The following is a 20,059-nucleotide window of genomic DNA, read 5'->3' on the forward strand; positions in this document are numbered from 1 at the left end:
TCAGGCTGCATAAAGTTTATATTTTTTTAGTGTCTACTTGACAGGGCCCACACCAATTAGTCCAGTTTAAATAGTTCACCAGTAGTAAAAAGTAACAGCAGACTAGAAAAGCTGGCAGTGGTGCAAACCTCCATTTCTTAGGGACCGGCACTACTAATACCAACACCACTAACATTTCTAACGTAACGCTAGTCGGCACTTCTTTAGTCTTTTGCCTACTAAGTCGTGCTATTTACTTAGGCAGTGCAAGCTTTCTAAAAGCAAACTAAATAAAAGCCTCGCAAAGTCAGTTTCGGCTTTGCGAGGCTTATTTGGTAGACAATTTATTTTTGTAGATTTTGCTTAAAATATTTTTTGATTTGCTGTTAAATTCAGGCGCACCGACTAAGTTCAGCTAACTTAGTCGCCAACTAAACCCACATAGTGGGCGAAGCGCATGAAGCCTGCCTGACCAGCTTTCGTACGCTTATATACACCAGCATCCTCAAGCACCCGCTTGAAGACTTGCCCCACCTCTGCCTTGACAATTTCGCTAGCATTAGCAGGCGTTAATTCAGGATGCTTAGCCTTAATTTCATCGGCCCAAGCTTGGTGGTAGGCCTTGATTTCATTAGGTTGCCCTAACAGGTACTTGGCTACTTCAGCTAGTTCTGCTTTCAAGCGCGGCGGCAAGATTGCCAAGCCCATGACTTCAATAAGCCCAATGTTTTCCTTCTTAATGTGTTGGACGTCTTGGTGAGGATGGTAGATTCCATCGGGGTACTTGGCTGAAGTTTGGTTATCCCGTAAAACCAGGTCTAACTCAAACTTGCCATCCCGCTTACGAGCAATCGGTGTGATTGTATGGTGCAACTCTCCCTCCGATTCGGCCACGATTTGTAAATCCTCATCAGAGTAAGTACGCCACTTAGCCAAAATCTTGCTTGCCAGTGCCACTAGCTCTTCCTTACTGTCTGAACTCAAGCGAATGACAGACATTGGCCACTTAACAATCCCGGCTGCGACGTTAGGATAACCAGCGAATTGTAGCTGCTTTTCAACTGGGGCCTTTTCCATCGCGAACACGTGCCGCCCACCTTGATAATGTTCGTGGGTTAAAATTGATCCCCCAACGATTGGTAAGTCGGCGTTGCTCCCTACAAAGTAGCCGTCAAACTGAGCGACAATACTCAACAGGCGTTCAAAGGTTGCCTGGTTAATTTCCATCGGCTCATGTTGGCTATCTAGGAAGATGCAGTGCTCGTTAAAGTAAGCGTAAGGCGAATACTGGAAGCCCCAGGTTTTTTGGCCGAGCTTAAAGCGAATGATTCGGTGGTTAGCCCGCGCAGGATAGTCAACCCGCCCTTGATACCCCTCATTTTCTAAGCACAGTTGGCACTTAGGGTAGCCAGCTTGCTTCAACTTTTTAGCAAGCGCAATGGCCTTAGGGTCCTTTTCTGGCTTAGAGAGGTTGATGGTAATTTCAATCTCACCATACTCGGTTGGCACTTGGTAGTAGATATTCTTGGCGATGGCCTTTACCTTAACATAGTCGTTTTGCTTACTTAAGGCATAAAAATCACTGATGGCTTGACTTGGATTCTGATGATAAGTTTCCCAGAAACGTTGGTTAACCACACTCGGTCTAGGGGTAATGAAGTTCATTAACTCTGCCCCTAACGTATCGCCTTCGTTAAAACTTGCTCCCACCTTGCCGTTTGCTTGTGCAAGGGCTACCAACTCATCTTTCAAATCAATGATTGCTTCTTTAGTGGTAGTGCGGTCAGCACCAGCTTCACCAACTAGGGCTAGCACCCGGTTCTTCAAATAAACTGCGTCTAGGTTAGTGTAATCACTATTAGTAATTACCTGCGCTACAAATTCATCTACTAATTTACCTGCCATCTCAATCCCGTCCTTAATTAAAAATTACAATACCTTAGTGCCATCAGCGATTTCCGCAATGTAGAAGGCTGGGGCGTAACCAATTTTAGCTGTATAAGCCTTGCCAACTTCTTCTGTAAAGGCCGCTACCTTGTCTTTAGCGACGATTGCGATTCCGCAACCACCAAATCCAGCCCCGGTCATGCGGGCACCGAGGACACCAGCTTGCTTCCAAGCTGTGTGTGCCAAGGTATCTAACTCAACCCCAGTTACTTCGTAGTCATGCTCTAATGAAACGTGGGAAGCGTTGACTAGGCGACCAAACTTGTCCAAATCACCTGCTTGTAAAGCTTCTTGGGCTTGGAGAGTCCGTTGATTTTCCCAAACAGCATGACGGGCACGCTTCAAACGGTTTTCGTCAGCGATTAAGTAGCTATATTCGTCAAATGTTTGAGCATCTAATTGACCCAAACTTTGAATATCTAACTTAGTTTGGAGTTCGGCCAAAGCTTGTTCACATTCACCCCGCCGTTCATTGTACTTAGAATCAGCCAATTCCCGGCGCTTGTTGGTGTTCATAATCACAATTACGTTATCCTTTAAATCAAGGGGAACTAATTCATAGTCTAGGGTGTTAGTATCTAACAGGATGGCCCGGTTGGCTGCCCCCATCCCGACTGCGAATTGATCCATAATCCCTGAGTTAACCCCGATAAAGTCATTTTCAGTCTTCATCCCGATTTTGACGATTTCAAGGCGTTCAATGTCTAGGTCGAATAACTCTTGGGCGATAACCCCCATCAACATTTCGATTGAGGCTGAAGATGAAAGCCCCGAACCGTTAGGAATGTTACCGTTTAGGTAAATATCCATCCCCTTATCGATTGGATAACCAGCTTCCTTTAAGAAATGAATCATCCCTTTAAGGTAGTTAGTCCAACCATCAGCCTTATCAAAATGTAAGTCGGCCAAAGGCACTTCCACAATCCCTTGGTCTGCAAAGTTAGCCGAATAGAAACGGAGTGTTTGGTCGTCACGCTTCCGCGCAGCCCCGTATGTACCTAGGGTAATCGCACATGGGAATACGTGGCCCCCGTTATAGTCGGTATGTTCACCAATTAAATTAATCCGTCCAGGTGAGAAGAAAGTTGCATCTGCTTCTTGTTGAAAAATTTTACTAAATTCTGCTTTTAAATCTGCTTTATTCATAATTAATTTACCCCTTTAAGTCGTATTATCAGAAAGCGTTTTTATTTACAAGCTTATTCTATCCTTAACTGAGTAAAATTTCAAGTATTATTTAGTTAATTTTTACTAACTTAACCAAATTTATTTACCAAATAATTTTGGCCAGTAAAAAACGAGCCTCTTTTTACAAAGAGAACTCGTTTAAACTTTATGCCTAAATTCCTTCCAAACTAAAGGTGACGGTTAACGGCTTGGCTGCATCCAGCCAGTAGCGCTTATGCACTGGCGCGCCCCAAGAGTCGTCGCCCCCAACTCCCATTTGGGCCACTAAAATCCGGACCCAAACAAAGTGAGCGGCTGGTAATTCTTCCTGGTGACTGGCATTTTCTAATTCGTAAACCGAGTTAGGTAAGACACTGCCTTCAAAGGCCTGGTCGCCAGCACTAAACCGCAGGCCGTGTCCTAATTCATCGGTAACTTCCAACCAGCGTAGGCCAGTGCGGTTCCCTGTTTCTTGGGGAACCAGGTAAGGCGCCTTATTTTCCTTAGCGGTGGTCTCAAAAATCCCTAAGCGGGCACCGGCTTTCCGGTCGCAATAATTTTCAGATGGACCGTAACCATAGTAGCGCACGTTTTGGTAAGGGGCCTTTAGTTTAAAGTCCATCCCGTATGCGGGAATTGATGGTAAGTTTTCATAGCCTGGATAGCTCAACTTAATCGTAACCTTACCGTGACTATCAACGGTATAAGCCACCGTGTGGTAGTATTCACCAGCTAGTGCTAGTTGGTGTTTAAAGGTAACCGTGACACAATCTACCTGTTCTTCAACCTTAGCGTCAACGTGCTTTTGGTAAAGACCAGCTGCCAGCCACATTCCCCGGTCAAAACCATGTTTAACCCCGCGGTCATTATCGGTTTGGGCCCGCCAAAAGCTCGTCTTCGGCGTCCGAGTAATGTATTCTTTACCGGCGTAGACATAGGAAACCAAACCTCCTTCGGCTAAGGAGAGTAGCACGCTAAAGTTTGGCCCGTGCACGCCAATGTTAACGTCGCCGTGAACAACCTTAAGTGCGGCTTGCTTAACAGGCTTAGTTTGGCCTACAACCTGCTTAATAAATTGACCAAAGGTTAGTTCATAACCAGCTTGCGCCCAGTTTGTAGCCCGCTGCAATTTTTGACTAACCTCATAAGTATACTCACCCGGCGCAAGTGCTTTTGGAAAGTCCACCTTGAAACTAGCTGTTTGCCCAGCTGGCACTACCCACTGATAAGCCTTGTGCCAGATTGGTTGCCCAGCTTTTTTCAAGCTAACTTCAAAGTAACTATCACTGGTATCAACAAATAAGTTAGTATTTCTAACGGTGACTTCCTTGTCAGTTAGACTCAGCTTAACGTTGGCATATAGTTGCTTTACTTCTTGAGCCTTAGGCGATGGAGTCCGGTCGGCAAAGACAATCCCGTCCCCACAAAATTCATAATCGGTAGCCCGGTCATCCCAATCACCACCGTAGGTTAAGACTTCCTGGCCAAATTCATTGTGCTTGAGGAGGGCTTGGTCAATGTAATCCCAGATGAACCCACCTTGATACTGTTGGTACTTGTCTTCCAAGTCAGTATACAGGCTCATCCCGCCCAAGGAATTCCCCATCGCGTGCATATATTCACAGGAAAGGTAAGGCTTTTTCGGCTTGGTTTCTAGGTAGGCTGCAATTTCTTGCGGCTTAGCATACATCCGGCTTTCCATATCGGAAATTTCATCATAATCCCGGTTCCAAAAGACCCCTTCATAGTGAACTAACCGGCTGTCGTCTACCCTGTGGAAAAACTTGGTCATCTCTAAAATATCGCTCCCGGCGTAAGACTCATTTCCACAAGACCAAATCAAAACGGCCGCGTGGTTCTTATCCCGCTGAAAGAGGCTATTAGCTCGATCTAAAACGTTAGCCTGCCACTCAGGTTTATTGCCCGGTACATTCCAGCTTGGCTCACATTGCCCTAGCTTTTGCCAAGAGCCGTGACTTTCTAGGTTTGTTTCGTCAATCATATACAGGCCGTATTCATCGCAAAGCTCATACCAGCGACTCTGGTTAGGGTAATGAGAGGTTCTAACCGCGTTAATGTTGTGGGCCTTCATAAACTTAATGTCCCACAGCATCTCCTCTTCCCCAATGGCCCGGCCCTTCTTATAGGAGAACTCATGACGGTTAATTCCTTTAAAAATGAGGCGTTGGCCATTCAAGAGCATTAAGCCGTCTTTGAGTTCAAAGGTCCTAAACCCTACTGGTTGTTGGACAACTTCAACTAACTGGGAGCCTTTTAAGATTGCTAGTTCCAGCGTGTATAAGGTAGGACTTTCTGCGCTCCAAGCAGCCACAGCAAGGTCTGTCAGTTTAAAGCCAATCTCTGGTTGGCCATCCACAAAGCCCTCTGTGATTAAATGGTTTTCTTGATCTCTCAAAGCGTAAGAAACCGTCACTTCAGCCAAGTCACCAGTCAGCTTGCCTGCTAGTTCCAACTGCCCCTTTTGATAATCAGCCCCCATAGTCGCTTTGACAAAGACATCTTCCAAGTGGGTCTTAGGAACTGCGTAAAGATAGACATCCCGGAAGATGCCGGAAAAGCGCCAAAAATCTTGGTCCTCAATCCAACTAGCAGCCGAGCGCTTATAGACTTCCACCGCCAGCTTGTTTTCCCCAGCTACCAGGTAGTCGCTCAGTCTAAATTCGGTTGGACTAAAAGCATCTTCCCCGTAACCAACAAAGTGACCGTTTAACCAAACGTAAAAAGCCGTTTCTACCCCCTGAAATGAGATAAAGACCTCTTTTTGCCGTAAGGCTTCATCAAGTTCAAAGGTTTTGACATAAGATCCAACTGGATTATAGTCTTTAGAAATCTTGGGTGGTCGTAGTTCATCTAAGCCATCCCACGGATACATCGTATTAATGTATTGGTTTTTATCATAACCTTGCATCTGAATGTGCCCTGGAACTTGAATTTTGTCAAAACCAGTCGTATCAAAATCAAGTCGATAAAAATCCTTGACCCGTAAGCTGGGGTTTTGAGCGTAACTAAATTGCCAGGTGCCATTTAACGACTGGCGCAACTTCATCTGCTTAGTCGCCGCTTCTTCATAAGATTGATAGTACTTATGGTCTGAATGGGCGGGAATTTTATTAACCGCAAAAACTTCCGGATCTTCTAACCATGCTAAACTTGCTTCCATTAAATGTAACCTCCTAATCTAGTACCTTAAAATGATAACTTTTTGACGTGTAATCTTGGTGGACCACCGGATCATAAAGACCCAGCTTCATTAACTCGGCCCCACTATATACTTGCCCCGTGGCTTCTTCACGATAGAGCAAGTCTGGCTTTAAACCAGCTAAGTGCGTCTTAGTCAGTGCCCCTTGGGCAAAGGCTTGCTCCTGGAAGGTAAAGAGCATTGCTTCTCTTTGGTCCGGACTGACAAACATCCAGGCCGTTTGGTTTCCCTCGTACGGGCCCTTCAAGCGGTAGAACTTACCATACTGGATTAAGGACCGAATCTGCTTGTAGCTAGCAACCTGCTTTTTGACGGCGGCCTGCTCTGCTTGACTCAGCTTCGTTAAGTCGAGTTCATAACCAAAGACCCCGCTCATCGCGACGTCCCCTCTGGTTTCCAGTGGTGTCTGCCGCCCCGTTTGGTGGTTAGGCACGGCTGAAACGTGGGCTGTCATCGTTGAAATTGGGTAGGCCAGCGAAGTCCCGTATTGGATGGTTAAGCGGGCAATCGCGTCGGTATTATCACTTGCCCATGATTGTGGCATGTAATAAGCCCAGCCAGCATCGAAGCGGCCCCCACCACCAGAGCAGCCTTCAAATAAGACGTCCGGGTAGTTCGTGGTTAGTTTCTCTAAGAGGGCGTACACTCCCAAAATGTAGCGGTGATAAACTTCCCCCTGTCTGCTTGCTGGTAGGCCCACCGAGTAAACATCAGAGATATTGCGGTTCATGTCCCACTTAATGTAGTCAATTCCTTGGTCTAAAACCTGGCTTAATTGTTGGTAGACATTTGCTTGCACCTCAGGCCGACCCATATCTAAAACAAATTGGCTCCGTGATGGACTTGGGGCACGACCTGGAACTTGCATTAGGTAGTCTGGGTGTTGCCGGTACAAGTCCGAATCAAGCGAAATCATTTCAGGTTCAACCCAGATTCCAAATTTCAAGCCCTGTTCATGCACATAGTCGCTAAAATGCTTGATTCCTTGAGGGAACTTCTTTTTATAAACGGACCAATCACCTAATGAACTGGTGTCATCATCCCGGTGACCAAACCAACCATCATCTAAGACAAACATTTCAATCCCTAATTTCTTAGCGTCAGCCACAATTGGTTTGAGCTTTTCTTCGTCAAAATCAAAGTAAGTCGCCTCCCAATTGTTCACTAAAATTGGACGCGCTTGGTGCTTAAACTTACTTCTAACCACCCGCTCTTGAATAATCTGGTGGAAGGCTTGACTCATTTGGTTTAAACCGGCCTCCGAGTAAGTCATTAGCACTTCCGGTGTCGTAAAACTTGCCTGGGGCTGTAGGTCCCAACTAAAGTTATAATCGTTAATTCCAATCAATAAGCGGGTTTGGTCAATTTGATCTTGTTCCAGTTCGAATTTGTGGTTACCGGAATAAACCAAGGCAAAACCATAGGCTTCCCCACTAAATTCATCCGTTTTCGGTTCAACCAAGGCCAAAAACGGGTTCATGTGGTGACTGGAACTGCCCCGGCGGCTCTCAAAACTCTTCACCCCCGCCGTCACCTTAGCCCGCGTTAAGTGGCGTTCGTTAGCGTGCGCGCCCGGTAGGCAAATCGATTCAAAGTCCTTGGCAACAAAGTCTATCTGCAGTGAGGCTAACTTTTTAATCGTAACCGCCTGGCTCCCCAAGTTAGTCAGCTTGCTAGACCGAGTAATAATGGCCTGATCTCGGTAAATCGTATAGTTCAACGCTAGCTCTAAGTGGCTGACTTCATCGACTAAGTTAATAATTAAGGTTTGAGCTTCCGTCTTATCTTCCACAAAGGCTTGGGGTAAGCCAGCTAATTCTGGCTTGCCGTCCACAATTTGGTAGTCTTTAAAAATCCATCTAGCTGCCCGGCTGCCATCAGCATGTTCAATGATAGCTGCTGGCAAGCGGTAATCACTATCCCCACTGGCACTATATTCTTGTGGTAAAGTATCTAGCGAATAAGTCCGGTCTGTGTGCCCAGGTAAATTTCCTGAAAAACCCCGGTCAACCCGCGGATACCTCAATTGACCATGGTAACTATCAATAGCGCTCCCAAAGTATAGGTGGCTCAAAATACCCCCTTCTTCCAGCGCCAATAAATAGGATATTTTACGGTTATGTAGGTGAAAAACGCCTTGCTGTTCATCAAAAGTAATTAATGCGGTCATCAAAAAACCTCCTTCGACTGTCGTTTCTACCCATTCTAGAAAACGCTTCCTAGTAAATTTTACTATATTTTACTTAATGTTTCAATTAATTTAGTTAACGATTTTATTTTTAACTTATCTATGCTACAATATTTTTAATTAAGAACTGTTCTAAGGGGGTTTTCTCATGGCTACAATTAAAGACATTGCTGAGCGCGCCCAGGTTTCGACCGCAACCGTTTCCCGGGTCCTCAATAATGACAAGTCCATGTCAGTTAGCGCTGAAACTAAACAACGTATTTTTGAAGTTGCCGATGAATTAGACTACACCAAGCATAAAAAGCAACACCCAAGCAAAACGACAACTAATAAGCTAGCAATTGTTCAATGGTATACCAAAGAAGAAGAATTAGATGACTTATACTACTACTCCATTCGGGTCGGGCTCGAAAAACACGCCCAGGAGCTAGGCTTTGACCTCGTCCGAATCTTCAACAACGATCCGTTAACCGACGCTCAAAATGTGGACGGCATCATCGCCATCGGTAAATTTTCCGCTAGCCAAATCAAGAGCCTAGCCAAACTCAATAGCAACCTGGTTTTTGTCGATAGCGACACCTTAAATGCAGGTTACAGTTGCGTTTGCACCGACTTCCAAAATTCGGTCACCAACGTTTTGGACCACTTTATTAAACAAGGGCAAACCAAAATTGGGATGTTAGCCGGTGAAGAAGCCACCTCTGACCGCAAGCTATCCTTGATTGACCCACGTTTTTCCACCTTCAAACACTACCTCAGTGAAAATGGCTTCTATAATTCTAAGTACGTCTACGTAGGTCCCTTCACTACCGATGCCGGCTATAAAATGATGAAGGCCGCCATCAATGAACTAGGAGCCGACCTACCCCAAGCTTTCTTCGCCGCTAACGACGCCTTAGCTATCGGGGCTTTACGTGCCTTACAAGAAGCCAATCTCAGTGTTCCTGACCGTGTCAGCCTCATTTCCTTTAACGACACCTCTGCAGCTAAGTTCGTCTACCCCCCTTTATCTGCAGTCACGGTCTACACTAAGGAAATGGGCCAAGCAGCCGTCGATTTACTCAAGCGTAAACTAGATCAACAGGACCTAGGCGTTCCGCGGATGATTAAAATTGCTACCAAGTTGACCTTACGTGGCAGTAGCCTTAACTAGGGGGAATTTTATGCTAACCTATAATGTTGATTCCGAAATCAAACTAGCCTTACCCCGCCCAGAAATCGACGGTCCTAAGCTCTTTGCGCTAATCCAGGCCAGTCCCAACCTAGGCGACTTTCTTCCCTGGGTTAGACTTACTAAAATGGCGGCTGATGAAGAGAGTTTTCTACGTCAATGTAATGAACACTGGGCCAAGGGGCGCTCTTTAAACCTAGTCATCCACTACCGCAACCAAGTCGTCGGCACGCTTAGCCTAAATAGCATCCATGATTGCCACGCCGACATTGGTTACTGGCTTGGGCAAGAGTTTGAAGGTTACGGCATCATGAGTCGGTCAGTCGCTGGCCTCATCTCCTTAGTCAAAAAAGATTATCCCCACATTAAACGCTTGGAATTACTAGCAGACGTAGCCAACACCCGCAGTAATAACGTTGCCAAGCGACTCAACTTTACTTTGGAAGCCTGCCTCAAGCACCGCCTCAAACACTACGACGGCACAATTCATTCTGCTAACCTCTATGCTTTTTACCTAGACTAGCCCAACAAAAAAGGTTGAAATCAGCTTACCTCCAAGTTGATTTCAACCTTTTTCTATTGAAAAACTGAATTTAGTAGATTTTCTAAATCGGCAGCACTACTCCTAGCAAAAACAACCATAGTGCTAACCACAAACTCAAATGAGCTATCTTTTTTTGAAGTAGGCTATATTCTGTTAACCCATCTTTTACATAGTAGAGAAAATATTCTTTATACTCCTCGTATTCTTTACTTCTCTCAATTTCTTTACGCTCCTCAAGTTTAGCAAAATACTCTTTCAGTATTCCCGGTGTTTTATCATTTATAGCTACCGTTATAGAAGCTTGGCAGCTAATAAGCACAAAAAGTACGCTTAGTATCCATAGACTATATTCTGACATTTTATTTGAAATAATACCGCTTATATTTCCAATCATTAAGATGACGACACAACCAAGGCTTATCAGAATCACTATTCGTAATCCCCTATGTAAATACCAATAAAACGTATTTTCTTTTTTGATTTGTTGGCGGACATCTTTTCGGATTTGCTTCTTCTTTTTAATTCTCTGCTTGCCAACCCTCCATGTCTCTGTCACTTCTTTTTTAGCATCTTGCCAATATTTTTTCGCATCTTCCCACCACTTTTTTAAATTACTCTTACGCTGAGCCATAGTAGCCCGCTGGAAAAGTATTCTTCTCAACGAAATAACCTCAACTTCTGTCGCTTTTCCTTCTTCTGATTTTGCATCTGCTTCATCTGACGTAACTTTTTTCTTACTCAGTCCTTGCCTAATAACTCTAGTTCTTAATTTCCTAATTTTTATAATACATACTGCAATCCTTGTTAAAAAAATCGTACTCAAAATTAGTAATGCTAAAAATAATATCAACATAAAAAATGCATTTAATTGCAAAGCTTGGATTAATTTAGGTAAAGCAGCAATTAGTGTAAGCAGGACTAGACTTATCAAATCAAGCGCTAATTTTAAATTTTTTAACAACACCGTAACCTCCTCAGTAGCTTGACAGCTAAACACTCCTAGTCAAATCCCTAAAATAGGGCCGTAGGTTAAGTATAACCCCCTCTTGTCAGATTACCAACTCCGCTAACTATTTAGCTACCAATTAATGCCACTACTACTAAAAAATAGGCTACCAACTTCTGCAGTGGTAGCCTATTTCAGTGACGTTGGTTCAAGGTTTGCTTAAACCAACTTGCTATTTACTTTGTAAACTTAGTACTTCATCTTTGGCGCTGACCATGGTGCCACTAGCTAGCTTGAGGTCAATGTCTTTGAAAGCATCGGAGTTAGTAACCGTCACAATCACGGTGTCATCTAAACCGGCTTTCTTAATGGTTGGATCCCAGAACTCTAGAATTTCTTGGCCAGCCTTAACGCGCTGCCCTTCTGTCACGTAGGAAACAAAGCCCGTGCCCTTTAGCTTAACTGTTCCTAACCCAACGTGAATCAAAAGGACGACCCCATCATCTGACACTAAGCCCACGGCGTGACGGGTAGTGAAGGCTTGGCGAACGGTAGCGTCAAATGGAGCAAAGACGCGGCCGTCACTAGGCTTAATTGCAAAACCTTGGCCTAATTTGCCGCTAGCAAAGGTTGCATCATTAACTTCTGCTAGGGAAATTAATTGACCAGCGATTGGAGCCTTAACACTTAATACTTGGCTAGAAACTGCTTCTGTTTCGCCTTCACCTAAGTATTCATCCCAAGTCTTTTCAAGTTCAGCCACAATTTCGGCGTGCTTTTCTTCGGTTAACTTAACCTTGAAGAAGAAGACTAGGGCCCCTAAGATGATTAAAACAAATGGAATCCCAAATACATACAACTTGAAGGACATGATGCCATGAGCGGTCATGGTCTTAGCAGTTGCCCCTGTAGTCATTCCGGCAGCTACGGCCGCAATCCCGATGACTGAGTTAGAAACCGCGCCCCCGAACTTATCAAGTAAAGGACGAACTGATAAGGTAAGTGATTCGTCACGGTGACCTAACTTAAGTTGCCCGTATTCAACGCAGTCAGTAATTGTCATTAAAACTACCAAGAATACTAATGGTTGGGGAATGAAGAAGAGTTCGGCTGCAACTAAGACCATTACCAATGAAGTACCGGCAATCGTGAAGACCCCAATCCCACAAAGCATGATGAAGATACAGATGAAGAAGAGGTTTCTTCTGTTAATCTTGTCTGCTAATTTAGGAAAAAGCGATACTGATAACAACCCCACTAAGGTGTTGATGGTCCCTAGTAATGCGAATTGAGCTGCGTGGCCTAATACGTAGGTAAAGTAGTAAAGCTCGGAAGCATTTAAGATATTTACCCCAGTTGTATATAAAACGTAAGACAAGGAAATTGCCATTAACTGATCATTCTTCACTAACACTTTCAAAACGTCTTTAAACCCAGTCTTTTCAGTGTTTTTCCGCAAGTCTGAATCAATTTCATGGGTACCAAGTCCAACTCCGACGGCAGTTAAAAAGGAGATAGCAGCCACGATAAAGGCAAACCAGAACCAACCCCGGTTATCACCGGCCCCACCATTTCTACTCATTGAGAAGAAGAGGACGATTGGCATGATAACCACACTGACAATGTTAGCACCGATGGTAGAACCAATCCGGGCGAAGGTCGCTGTCTTTTCCCGTTCCTGTGATGAGAAGGATAAGGCGGGAATCATGGACCAAAAACCAATATCTTTAAAGGAATAAAAGATATCCATGGTGATGTAAATAATTGCAAATAAGATTAGGTATAGGCCTGGATTAGTCTTGTTTAAACCACCCATGTCGGTAAATAAAATTAACAACGAAACAGAACTGATTAATCCACCAATTACAACCCAAGGCTTAAATTTACCCCAGCGGGTCTTAGTGTTGTCGATAGCGTTTCCAACAAATGGGTCAATTACTAATTCGATAATCCGTAAGGCCGCGATAATGTTGGTAATGTATAAAACCATCCGGTTATTTTGGGCTTCGTTCCCCGTGTTAAATAGGTGCGAAGTAACAAAAGTAATGAAGAATGTTGATAAGGTCGCATAAAAAATATCGTGACCAAATGCCCCAAATGAGTACGCAATCCGTGATTTAGCGTTACCGCTTGTTTGAGGTACAGCTTGACTAGTACTTTCCATAGGAGTCTATCCCCTTTTCTACTATAATTTCTTTACAAGCATTATAGTAAACGATTTCAAGAAAATTTTCAATACTTTTTAGTAAATTTTTAGTGAAATATTTATTATTTTTTACCACAAAAAATAGTGGTTACCTCACCGCTGTCTCACTGGTAACTACTTCCTACTATATATAAGATGTACTTTCTAACCATAACAAAAAGTCCTTAGATGATTTCCTCGGACTTTTTAACTAATATTTACTACAAAAATTACCGAAGAAATTAAACCATAAACACTGGGAATTAAATAAAATGGAAACCTATTTAAAAAGCAATGTTTTCTAACACTCAAAAAAAGGATTAAAATATTCAGCCTCAGATAGTTACGCACCTAGTGCCTCACGTAGCCTCTTTAAATTTTTGTTGTGCCAACCAATCATACTCAGCTTAGGAAAATCAACAAACAACTTGATCCCTTCACCATCCCTAGCCTGCTCTGTTAATTCTAACACTAAGCTAGTGGCCAGTTCTCGTTCATAAATTGACGCCTTTGCAATCTTTTCAGCGGGTATATATAGTCCATCATGAAACGTCCCTTGCTTGCTTTTATATTCCGCGGTGAAAAAACCCCCTAAACGCGAAATGTGGACGTAACTAGTTTCAACCTTATCCTTACGCAGGGCGTTAACGGAAAGCAAAACTGCTTCAGGTTGATATGTTACCTCGGGAATTACCGACTGCATGTAATCCCGGAATTTTTCACGATGCGAAAATCTAAACTCCATTCCACACCTCCATTCTGCCAACACTATTTACCCTAAAACTATCATTTTGTGTAACTTTTTGCAATTCTTTTTTAGTTAAATTGTACAAAATCTACCGCTTTTTTAATTAAAATCTTAAAGCCTTTAAATTAGCTACCGGCATTGTTACAACGGTATATACGAATGTAACATTATCCACTTGTAAGTGTTCGAGTTGCCTGCGATATTAAAAGTTACTTATACTCATTTGATAATTAATGTTCAAATTCGAACTTATAAATAATAGTAAAAAAATCCTTCGCAATGAGCCTGTCATTACGAAGGATTTTTTCTTGTTAGCAACTAAAGTTTTAGTATTGATTTAGCCTAAGAAACCTAACCATTTACCTAAGATACCAAGGGCAAAGATTGCCACGATAATTAACATTGGGTTTACACCCTTCTTAAGTAACCAGGAAACAAAGAGGGTTAACAGTAAGGCTAACATCCCAGGCATCACGGAATCCAAGATGTCTTGCACCGTTTGGGTCTTACCGTTAATCTTAGTTGCCACAATCGGAATGTTAATCGTGGTCCACTTAGATACCAGCGCCCCCATAACGAATAACCCTACAATTGAAGCACCTTCAGTTAGTTTCTTAATTCGGTTACCAGCCATGTCTTGGATAATTTCGCTCCCCTTGACGTAACCGTAACGGAGGAAGTACCATTTCATGGTCAAGCGAATGGCATTGATTAAGACGAAGAACAATAATGGTCCCAGGATGCTACCAGTCATGGCAATCCCAGCCCCTAAGGCGGCTAACACAGGCCGAGCCGTCCCCCAGAATAGTGGGTCACCAACCCCGGCAAGGGGCCCCATCAACCCAATCTTCATGGCAGCAATGGCAGTCCCGTCAATGTTACCACCGTTGGCCTTTTCTTCTTCCATAGCGGCTGTTACCCCAAAGATTGGAGCGGTTAACCATGGGTGGGTGTTGAACCATTCCATGTGCCGAACCAAGGCTTCGTTTCTTTCCTTACCTGGCTTGTATAAGCGCTTGATGGCTGGAATCATGGTGAAGCAGTAACCCATGTTTTGGGCCCGTTCAAAGTTAAATGACCCTAGCAAGAACCAAGACCGGATATACATATTGCGAATATCGCCTTTAGTTAATTTTACTTGTTTGTTGTTTAAGTCTGCTGGTGTTTGCATCAAAATCCCTCCTAGTCATCCAAGTCGTCGTCTAGATCATCGTCTAAGTCGTCATCGCTAGCACTGGTATTACTTACAGTTGCTACCCTAGGAGCCTTATTTTCATTGCGGTATTCTAATTGTAAGTAAAGCAAGGCCATGATTAGACCTAAGCCACCAAAACCAACTAAGTTGAAGTTAGTGAAGGCGGCAAAGAGGAAGCCCATGTAGAAGAATGGTTTTAATTGCGGAACATCCATCATATTAATAACCATCGCATAACCTACAACCACGATGATACCCCCACCAATTTGGAGCCCCTTGGTAATCACGGTTGGAATCGCAGCTAACATGTGTTGCACGGCTGCGGTACTCAAAGTCATGATAATTGCGGTTGGAATCATTACACGCAAGGCTTGCAAGGCTAAGGCAATCCCGTGCATCCATTCAATAGCCCGGTAGTTCCCCTTAGCAGCGAAGTCATCACCTTTGTGAACAAAGAAAACAACGATTGTCCGCACAAAGATGGTTAAAGCTTGACCGGCTGCGGCCAATGGTACGGCAATGGCAATCCCTTCACCAACACTGGTATGAGTATTAATAACGATTAAAGTAGAAATTGCTGAAGCTAAGGCAGTATCAGGTGCCATTGCTAACCCAACGTTCATCCAACCAAGGGCCATCATTTCTAGGGTCCCACCTAAGATAATCCCCATCTTGAGATCCCCTAAAATCAAACCGATTAAGGTACAAACCACTAAGGGTCTGTGTGTTTGGGCTTCGTCTAAAACGGATCCCATCCCGGCAATCCCGGCAACAATTAAGATTAATACAATTTGTAGAGCATTCACTACAATCTCCTCCTTTGAGGCCTAGCCTAATTTTGTATCTAAGATTTTCATAAAGTCTTGCTTGCTATCTCCTGGTAATTGACGTAGTTCCAATTCAACCCCTAATTCATGCAGTTTCTTGAAAGCAGCTACATCTTCTGGTGTAACACTAACGGCTTCCGTTACTTGCTTCTTGCTTGGATCAAAACGCATTCCCCCGACATTAACAACCTTAATATCAACTCCTGCTTCCACCGCAGTTACAATTTCGCTTGGATTACCAAACAATAGCATGGCCGTAGTATCGGCATACTTAGGGTTCTTGAAGACCCGCCCCATCTTTTCAGGGGTTACGGCGCTGGCCTTAACATTAGAAGGGGCAACCGATAAAACTAAGGTCTTTCTCATTGGGTCGTTAGCTACTTCATTACTTACGACAATAATTCTTTCTGCTGGTAATAACTTAATCCACTTAGTCAAAACTTGACCATGAATGTAACGATCATCAATTCTTGCAACGGTAATTTTCATTATAATTCGTCCTCCTCTTCGTCTTCTTGGGCTTGAGCTAGCTTGGCTGCTTCAAGTGAGAAGACTTTAAAACTGTCTTGATTTACGGTTTGTAGGTGACTGGTCAATTCTTTTAAGCTCATCATTGGCGCATTGGCTAACGCTTCTAAGACCATTGGTAAGCTAACACCTGTCACTACGTCCAAATTATCCTTCCCATAGGCTAAGGAAACTGCCGCATTATAAGGGCTGCCCCCAAAAAGGTCTATTAAAAATAGCACTTCGCTGTTAGGTTCAAAGCTTTGGAGCGCTTCTTCAAAGTGCGCTTTGAGATCCTCTAGCCCTTCTTCTTTTTTAAATGGCACGGCCTTAATCGTATCGTTGGTGCCAAAAATCATCTCGGCTGCGCTTAGCAACCCGGGCGCCAACTGGCCGTGACCAGAAACAATTAACGAAACCATTTTTGAAACTCCCTTCTTTCAACTTAGCTACACTTTTTATGTAGCAATTTGCGTGCCAATTTTAGAAAACGCTTTTAAACCAATAACAAGGCCGGACCCGTTTTTCACTAATCAAAACAGGTCCGGCCTTAATTTGCTCTTAAGTATTTTAAAATAAAACAGGTTTGTCTTTGCTTGAAACAGGTTAGCGTTGATTATCAATAACCGTCTCGGCAATAAAGTAGTATTCATCTTGTGGGAGCGTTAATTTCAAGGACGAAACCGCGTGATCTAGGGTTTGCTTAACCACCGGCAATAGTTCTAACAGCTCCGGACTAGGTGTTTCATCGTAATTGAGACTAGTCTGGTGATGCGATGCCCGTTCCAAGGCAAAGGCCGTATGCACAATGCAGGCAATCTGCTGACTATTAGATAGTTCGAGCTTAAGTCTCCTGCTCAAATCTTCCAACCAGTTTTGGAGCATTTGGTTAACCAGGCGGGGATTGAGGTAGACTAGGTGCTCGTTTAAAATATCTTCACACATTTGCGAAACAACTACGTTACTTTGCGACTGTTTTTCTTTCGCAGGCGGCGTCTGCTGGCGAATAATCGCTTCTAGGCGAGCTTCCCCGTTACTAGCAATTAAATCTTCTAGGGAAATAAAGGGCACTGCCACACTTGGTTCCTTGGTGCCAACGGTGGCGATTAATTCATACTCCTTGGCTAAGGGTGGAATGGATTCGCTCATCTTTAGCGCTGAAACAGTTTTTACCTCGATATTTTCGGTGGTGGTCTTTCTAATAATGCCCTCGATTAATTTTTTCAATTTAAGGGCCGTTCCACTCCCGGTCATACAGATCGACACAATCGCCCGCTTTTTACCCGTACTCTTTTCTTGGACCGCAAAGTTTTTAATGAAGTCGCGCCGTAACTGGTTAGCCAAACTATTGAGGTCCATATCAATATAGTTGACCTTACGTAAGGCCTCCAAAATAATGGAAGTCGTTACGTTTTGGACTGCCCGCACGGGAATGCCTGTTTCGGTGGCTAACTTTTGGGTAAACATCCCTAACGACCCCATATCCACCAGTAATAAGACCCCTTTTCCCTGGTTGAGCTCCCCTACCTTGGTCTTCATCTGTTCATAAATGGTGGAAGGCGAAACAGTTAGGGGCATGTCTAAGGCGTCAATGTTGCCTTTACCCAACAGTTCTGTCGCCACATTCACCATGGAAGTCGCGGTCGAATTGCCGTGAGCCACCACTAGTAAGCCAATCTTTTTAGTCGCCGACATCGATTCAATCGAGGTTAAAAGCATCGTTAGGTAAATAACTTCAATATCCGGGATGGCGGTCCCAGTCTCCTTGAGGATTTCCGTTTGAAACAGCTTGGCTACCTGATACTCTAACCCATGTTCGCGCTTGATATTTTCAATCTCGGCAGACATCAGCAGGTCATTTTTACTGCCCCGTTTAAAGAAAGCATCTAGGTGGAGGCTGAAGTAATGGATAAAGCTAGCGTCAAAGCGGAGGTCCATTTCTTCTTCCGCAATTAACTTTAATTTCTCGGCTAACTTAATTGCCGCCGGGTCTACAAACTTACTAAAGTTTTCCTCGTTGATTTCCTGTTTAAAGAAGTTTTTAATGTGCAAATGCAGGTCGGTCATAATGTACTGGTGAATTTCTTTTTCATTAATCCCTTCAGCGCGGAGCTTATGAACCTTAGTTTCAATCGTACTGTAGATGTTTTCCTCGTTGTCTAACTTATCAAGGCTAGGTTGCCCCACCTCGATTAAAATCTGACTTTTTAGGTAACGGGACAGGTCGCTTTGCTTACGTTCGGCCCTACTAACCGCCAGCCAACTTTGCCGTAGTTTTTCCGGCAGGTCGTTATCGGTGACACTAATCGTCGTCTTTTCCCCCATGCTATTCAAAAAGGCTTGGGCACAGGTAAGCTGAATCTGCGATTTTAACTGGCCGACATTGCCATAGTTATCCTCATTTAGGATAATCTCAAAGACACTGCGTTTAACGCTTAACGCCCGTTTAATACGTTTGGTTTCGGTTTGAAAGAGGAAGTGGGCTAGCTCAATCCGCTCGGTAATTGGTCGCTCGTCTAAAGCTGGAATGGTAATTGACATTGGAATGCGCCGTAAGAAGGTAGCCAGCATGGCAGAATCTGGATTTTCTGTTGTTGCGCAAATAATCAAGACCTGGGCGTGCCGCTTCTTTTGGCTCTCACCCAAGCGATTAAAGACCCCGTTATCAATAAAATAAAAGAGCATTTCCTGGCCTTCAGGCGGAAGACGGTGGACTTCGTCTAAGAGCAAAATCCCCCCGTTAGCCTGTTCGACTAAGCCGGCTTTTTCTTGGTCAGCCCCGGTGTAAGCCCCCTTAGCGTGACCAAAAAGCGTAGCCATCAACAGTTGCGGATTATTGTAATAATCGGCGCAGTTAAAGGAGACAAAGGGGGCATCTTCCTTAAGAATCTGGGCGAACTTTGCGTAAGCGTAAATCTTATTGGCAAAGTAGGTCTTCCCTACCCCAGTTTGGCCCAAAAGCATCATATGTAAGCCGTGTGGGGGGTACATTAAGGCTGCCTTGGCTTGGGAAACAGCGTTATGGAGGCTGCCCCGGTAACCTATCATTGATTCAAGCGGATCTGCCTGATTGACCTGCTCAGAAGCAGCTTCCTTGATAGCCTGCTCTGGTTTGGCAGTCGGTTTGACTGGCTTTTTAGTTAGGGCCGTTAAGGAGGCCACTTCATAGTAATCTAGTTGCTTTAGGCCAAAATGCTGTTCAATCACTATCATCGGTAAATAGCGTACCGGAAAGGTCTTGATTTTAACAACCTGGGCCTGTCTGACTAGCTTATTTAATTCTAAGGACGTATTAGCCCGGGTTAAGCCTAATTCCGCCGCCAATTCTTTAGCCGCGCTGCCCTGCTTGGCTAAGACTTCTTCCTTAGTGGCCGCCTGCCATTTGGTCACTAGTCCTTGGTAAACCTTATCAATTCGTTTCATGTGTAACACCCC

The 20,059-nt window shown here is 44.0% G+C and carries 14 protein-coding genes; 2 read left to right on the forward strand and 12 right to left on the reverse strand.

The features are described from left to right. Positions 1 to 399: 399 nt before the first annotated feature. The 4 genes from galT to FC14_RS00020 form a co-directional block, all read right to left on the reverse strand. Positions 400 to 1,884 carry a UDP-glucose--hexose-1-phosphate uridylyltransferase gene (galT, locus tag FC14_RS00005; protein ID WP_056975491.1) on the reverse strand — a complete coding sequence of 495 codons (1,485 nt, stop codon included), beginning with the start codon at positions 1,882 to 1,884 and terminating at the stop codon, positions 400 to 402. A gap of 24 nt (positions 1,885 to 1,908) precedes the next feature. Beyond that, complete coding sequence (locus FC14_RS00010; protein ID WP_056975493.1) at positions 1,909 to 3,072, reverse strand: galactokinase; 1,164 nt, start codon at positions 3,070 to 3,072, stop codon at positions 1,909 to 1,911. 193 nt (positions 3,073 to 3,265) lie between these two features. Further along, entirely contained in the window at positions 3,266 to 6,274 is a 3,009-nt protein-coding gene (gene lacZ / locus FC14_RS00015) for a beta-galactosidase, LacZ type (RefSeq protein WP_056975495.1), read from the reverse strand. A gap of 13 nt (positions 6,275 to 6,287) precedes the next feature. Beyond that, positions 6,288 to 8,483, reverse strand: coding sequence for an alpha-galactosidase (locus FC14_RS00020; protein WP_056975497.1), 2,196 nt, complete (start codon positions 8,481 to 8,483; stop codon positions 6,288 to 6,290). Positions 8,484 to 8,649: 166 nt separating this feature from the next. Between FC14_RS00020 and FC14_RS00025 the strand changes: the two genes are divergently transcribed. Continuing rightward, complete coding sequence (locus tag FC14_RS00025; protein ID WP_056975499.1) at positions 8,650 to 9,654, forward strand: LacI family DNA-binding transcriptional regulator; 1,005 nt, start codon at positions 8,650 to 8,652, stop codon at positions 9,652 to 9,654. A 10-nt stretch (positions 9,655 to 9,664) separates the two neighbouring features. Next, on the forward strand, positions 9,665 to 10,195 hold the full coding sequence (locus FC14_RS00030; RefSeq protein WP_056975501.1) for a GNAT family N-acetyltransferase: 531 nt from the start codon (positions 9,665 to 9,667) through the stop codon (positions 10,193 to 10,195). A gap of 82 nt (positions 10,196 to 10,277) precedes the next feature. Here the strand turns inward: FC14_RS00030 and FC14_RS00035 are convergent, their stop codons facing one another. The 8 genes from FC14_RS00035 to FC14_RS00070 all read right to left on the reverse strand — a co-directional run bounded on the left by FC14_RS00035 (position 10,278) and on the right by FC14_RS00070 (position 20,047). Next, positions 10,278 to 11,177 (reverse strand): hypothetical protein, encoded by a 900-nt coding sequence (locus FC14_RS00035; protein WP_056975503.1) that lies wholly within the window; start codon positions 11,175 to 11,177, stop codon positions 10,278 to 10,280. A gap of 217 nt (positions 11,178 to 11,394) precedes the next feature. Next, the gene (locus tag FC14_RS00040; RefSeq protein ID WP_056975504.1) at positions 11,395 to 13,326 is read right to left on the reverse strand and encodes a sugar MFS transporter; all 1,932 of its coding nucleotides are present in this window, start codon (positions 13,324 to 13,326) and stop codon (positions 11,395 to 11,397) included. Between the two features lie 364 nt (positions 13,327 to 13,690). Continuing rightward, positions 13,691 to 14,092: a hypothetical protein gene (locus tag FC14_RS00045; RefSeq protein WP_056975506.1), complete on the reverse strand. Its 402-nt coding sequence runs from the start codon at positions 14,090 to 14,092 to the stop codon at positions 13,691 to 13,693. Between the two features lie 340 nt (positions 14,093 to 14,432). Then, the gene (locus FC14_RS00050; RefSeq protein WP_056975507.1) at positions 14,433 to 15,266 is read right to left on the reverse strand and encodes a PTS system mannose/fructose/sorbose family transporter subunit IID; all 834 of its coding nucleotides are present in this window, start codon (positions 15,264 to 15,266) and stop codon (positions 14,433 to 14,435) included. An 11-nt stretch (positions 15,267 to 15,277) separates the two neighbouring features. Continuing rightward, a complete protein-coding gene (locus tag FC14_RS00055; protein WP_056975509.1) occupies positions 15,278 to 16,096 on the reverse strand; it encodes a PTS mannose/fructose/sorbose transporter subunit IIC in 819 nt (272 codons plus the stop codon). Positions 16,097 to 16,117: 21 nt separating this feature from the next. After that, the gene (locus FC14_RS00060) at positions 16,118 to 16,606 is read right to left on the reverse strand and encodes a PTS sugar transporter subunit IIB (RefSeq protein ID WP_056975511.1); all 489 of its coding nucleotides are present in this window, start codon (positions 16,604 to 16,606) and stop codon (positions 16,118 to 16,120) included. Then, positions 16,606 to 17,046, reverse strand: a complete 441-nt coding sequence (locus FC14_RS00065; RefSeq protein ID WP_056975513.1) for a PTS sugar transporter subunit IIA — start codon at positions 17,044 to 17,046, stop codon at positions 16,606 to 16,608. Before FC14_RS00065 ends, FC14_RS00060 begins: the two co-directional genes overlap by 1 nt. 184 nt (positions 17,047 to 17,230) lie before the next feature. Further along, on the reverse strand, positions 17,231 to 20,047 hold the full coding sequence (locus FC14_RS00070; RefSeq protein ID WP_056975515.1) for a sigma-54-dependent transcriptional regulator: 2,817 nt from the start codon (positions 20,045 to 20,047) through the stop codon (positions 17,231 to 17,233). Positions 20,048 to 20,059: the final 12 nt, after the last annotated feature.

The sequence above is a fragment of the Ligilactobacillus agilis DSM 20509 genome, assembly GCF_001436215.1.
Classification (GTDB): Bacteria; Bacillota; Bacilli; order Lactobacillales; family Lactobacillaceae; genus Ligilactobacillus; species Ligilactobacillus agilis.

Bases quoted from the DNA above. Each gene is read 5' to 3' on its own strand.
- FC14_RS00020 (WP_056975497.1), bottom strand. From the start codon at position 8,483: ATGACCGCATTAATTACTTTTGATGAACAGCAAGGCGTTTTTCACCTA.
- FC14_RS00050 (WP_056975507.1), bottom strand. From the start codon at position 15,266: ATGCAAACACCAGCAGACTTAAACAACAAACAAGTAAAATTAACTAAA.
- FC14_RS00040 (WP_056975504.1), bottom strand. From the start codon at position 13,326: ATGGAAAGTACTAGTCAAGCTGTACCTCAAACAAGCGGTAACGCTAAA.
- FC14_RS00010 (WP_056975493.1), bottom strand. From the start codon at position 3,072: ATGAATAAAGCAGATTTAAAAGCAGAATTTAGTAAAATTTTTCAACAA.
- FC14_RS00065 (WP_056975513.1), bottom strand. From the start codon at position 17,046: ATGGTTTCGTTAATTGTTTCTGGTCACGGCCAGTTGGCGCCCGGGTTG.
- FC14_RS00045 (WP_056975506.1), bottom strand. From the start codon at position 14,092: ATGGAGTTTAGATTTTCGCATCGTGAAAAATTCCGGGATTACATGCAG.
- lacZ (WP_056975495.1), bottom strand. From the start codon at position 6,274: ATGGAAGCAAGTTTAGCATGGTTAGAAGATCCGGAAGTTTTTGCGGTT.
- FC14_RS00025 (WP_056975499.1), top strand. From the start codon at position 8,650: ATGGCTACAATTAAAGACATTGCTGAGCGCGCCCAGGTTTCGACCGCA.
- FC14_RS00030 (WP_056975501.1), top strand. From the start codon at position 9,665: ATGCTAACCTATAATGTTGATTCCGAAATCAAACTAGCCTTACCCCGC.
- FC14_RS00070 (WP_056975515.1), bottom strand. From the start codon at position 20,047: ATGAAACGAATTGATAAGGTTTACCAAGGACTAGTGACCAAATGGCAG.
- FC14_RS00060 (WP_056975511.1), bottom strand. From the start codon at position 16,606: ATGAAAATTACCGTTGCAAGAATTGATGATCGTTACATTCATGGTCAA.
- galT (WP_056975491.1), bottom strand. From the start codon at position 1,884: ATGGCAGGTAAATTAGTAGATGAATTTGTAGCGCAGGTAATTACTAAT.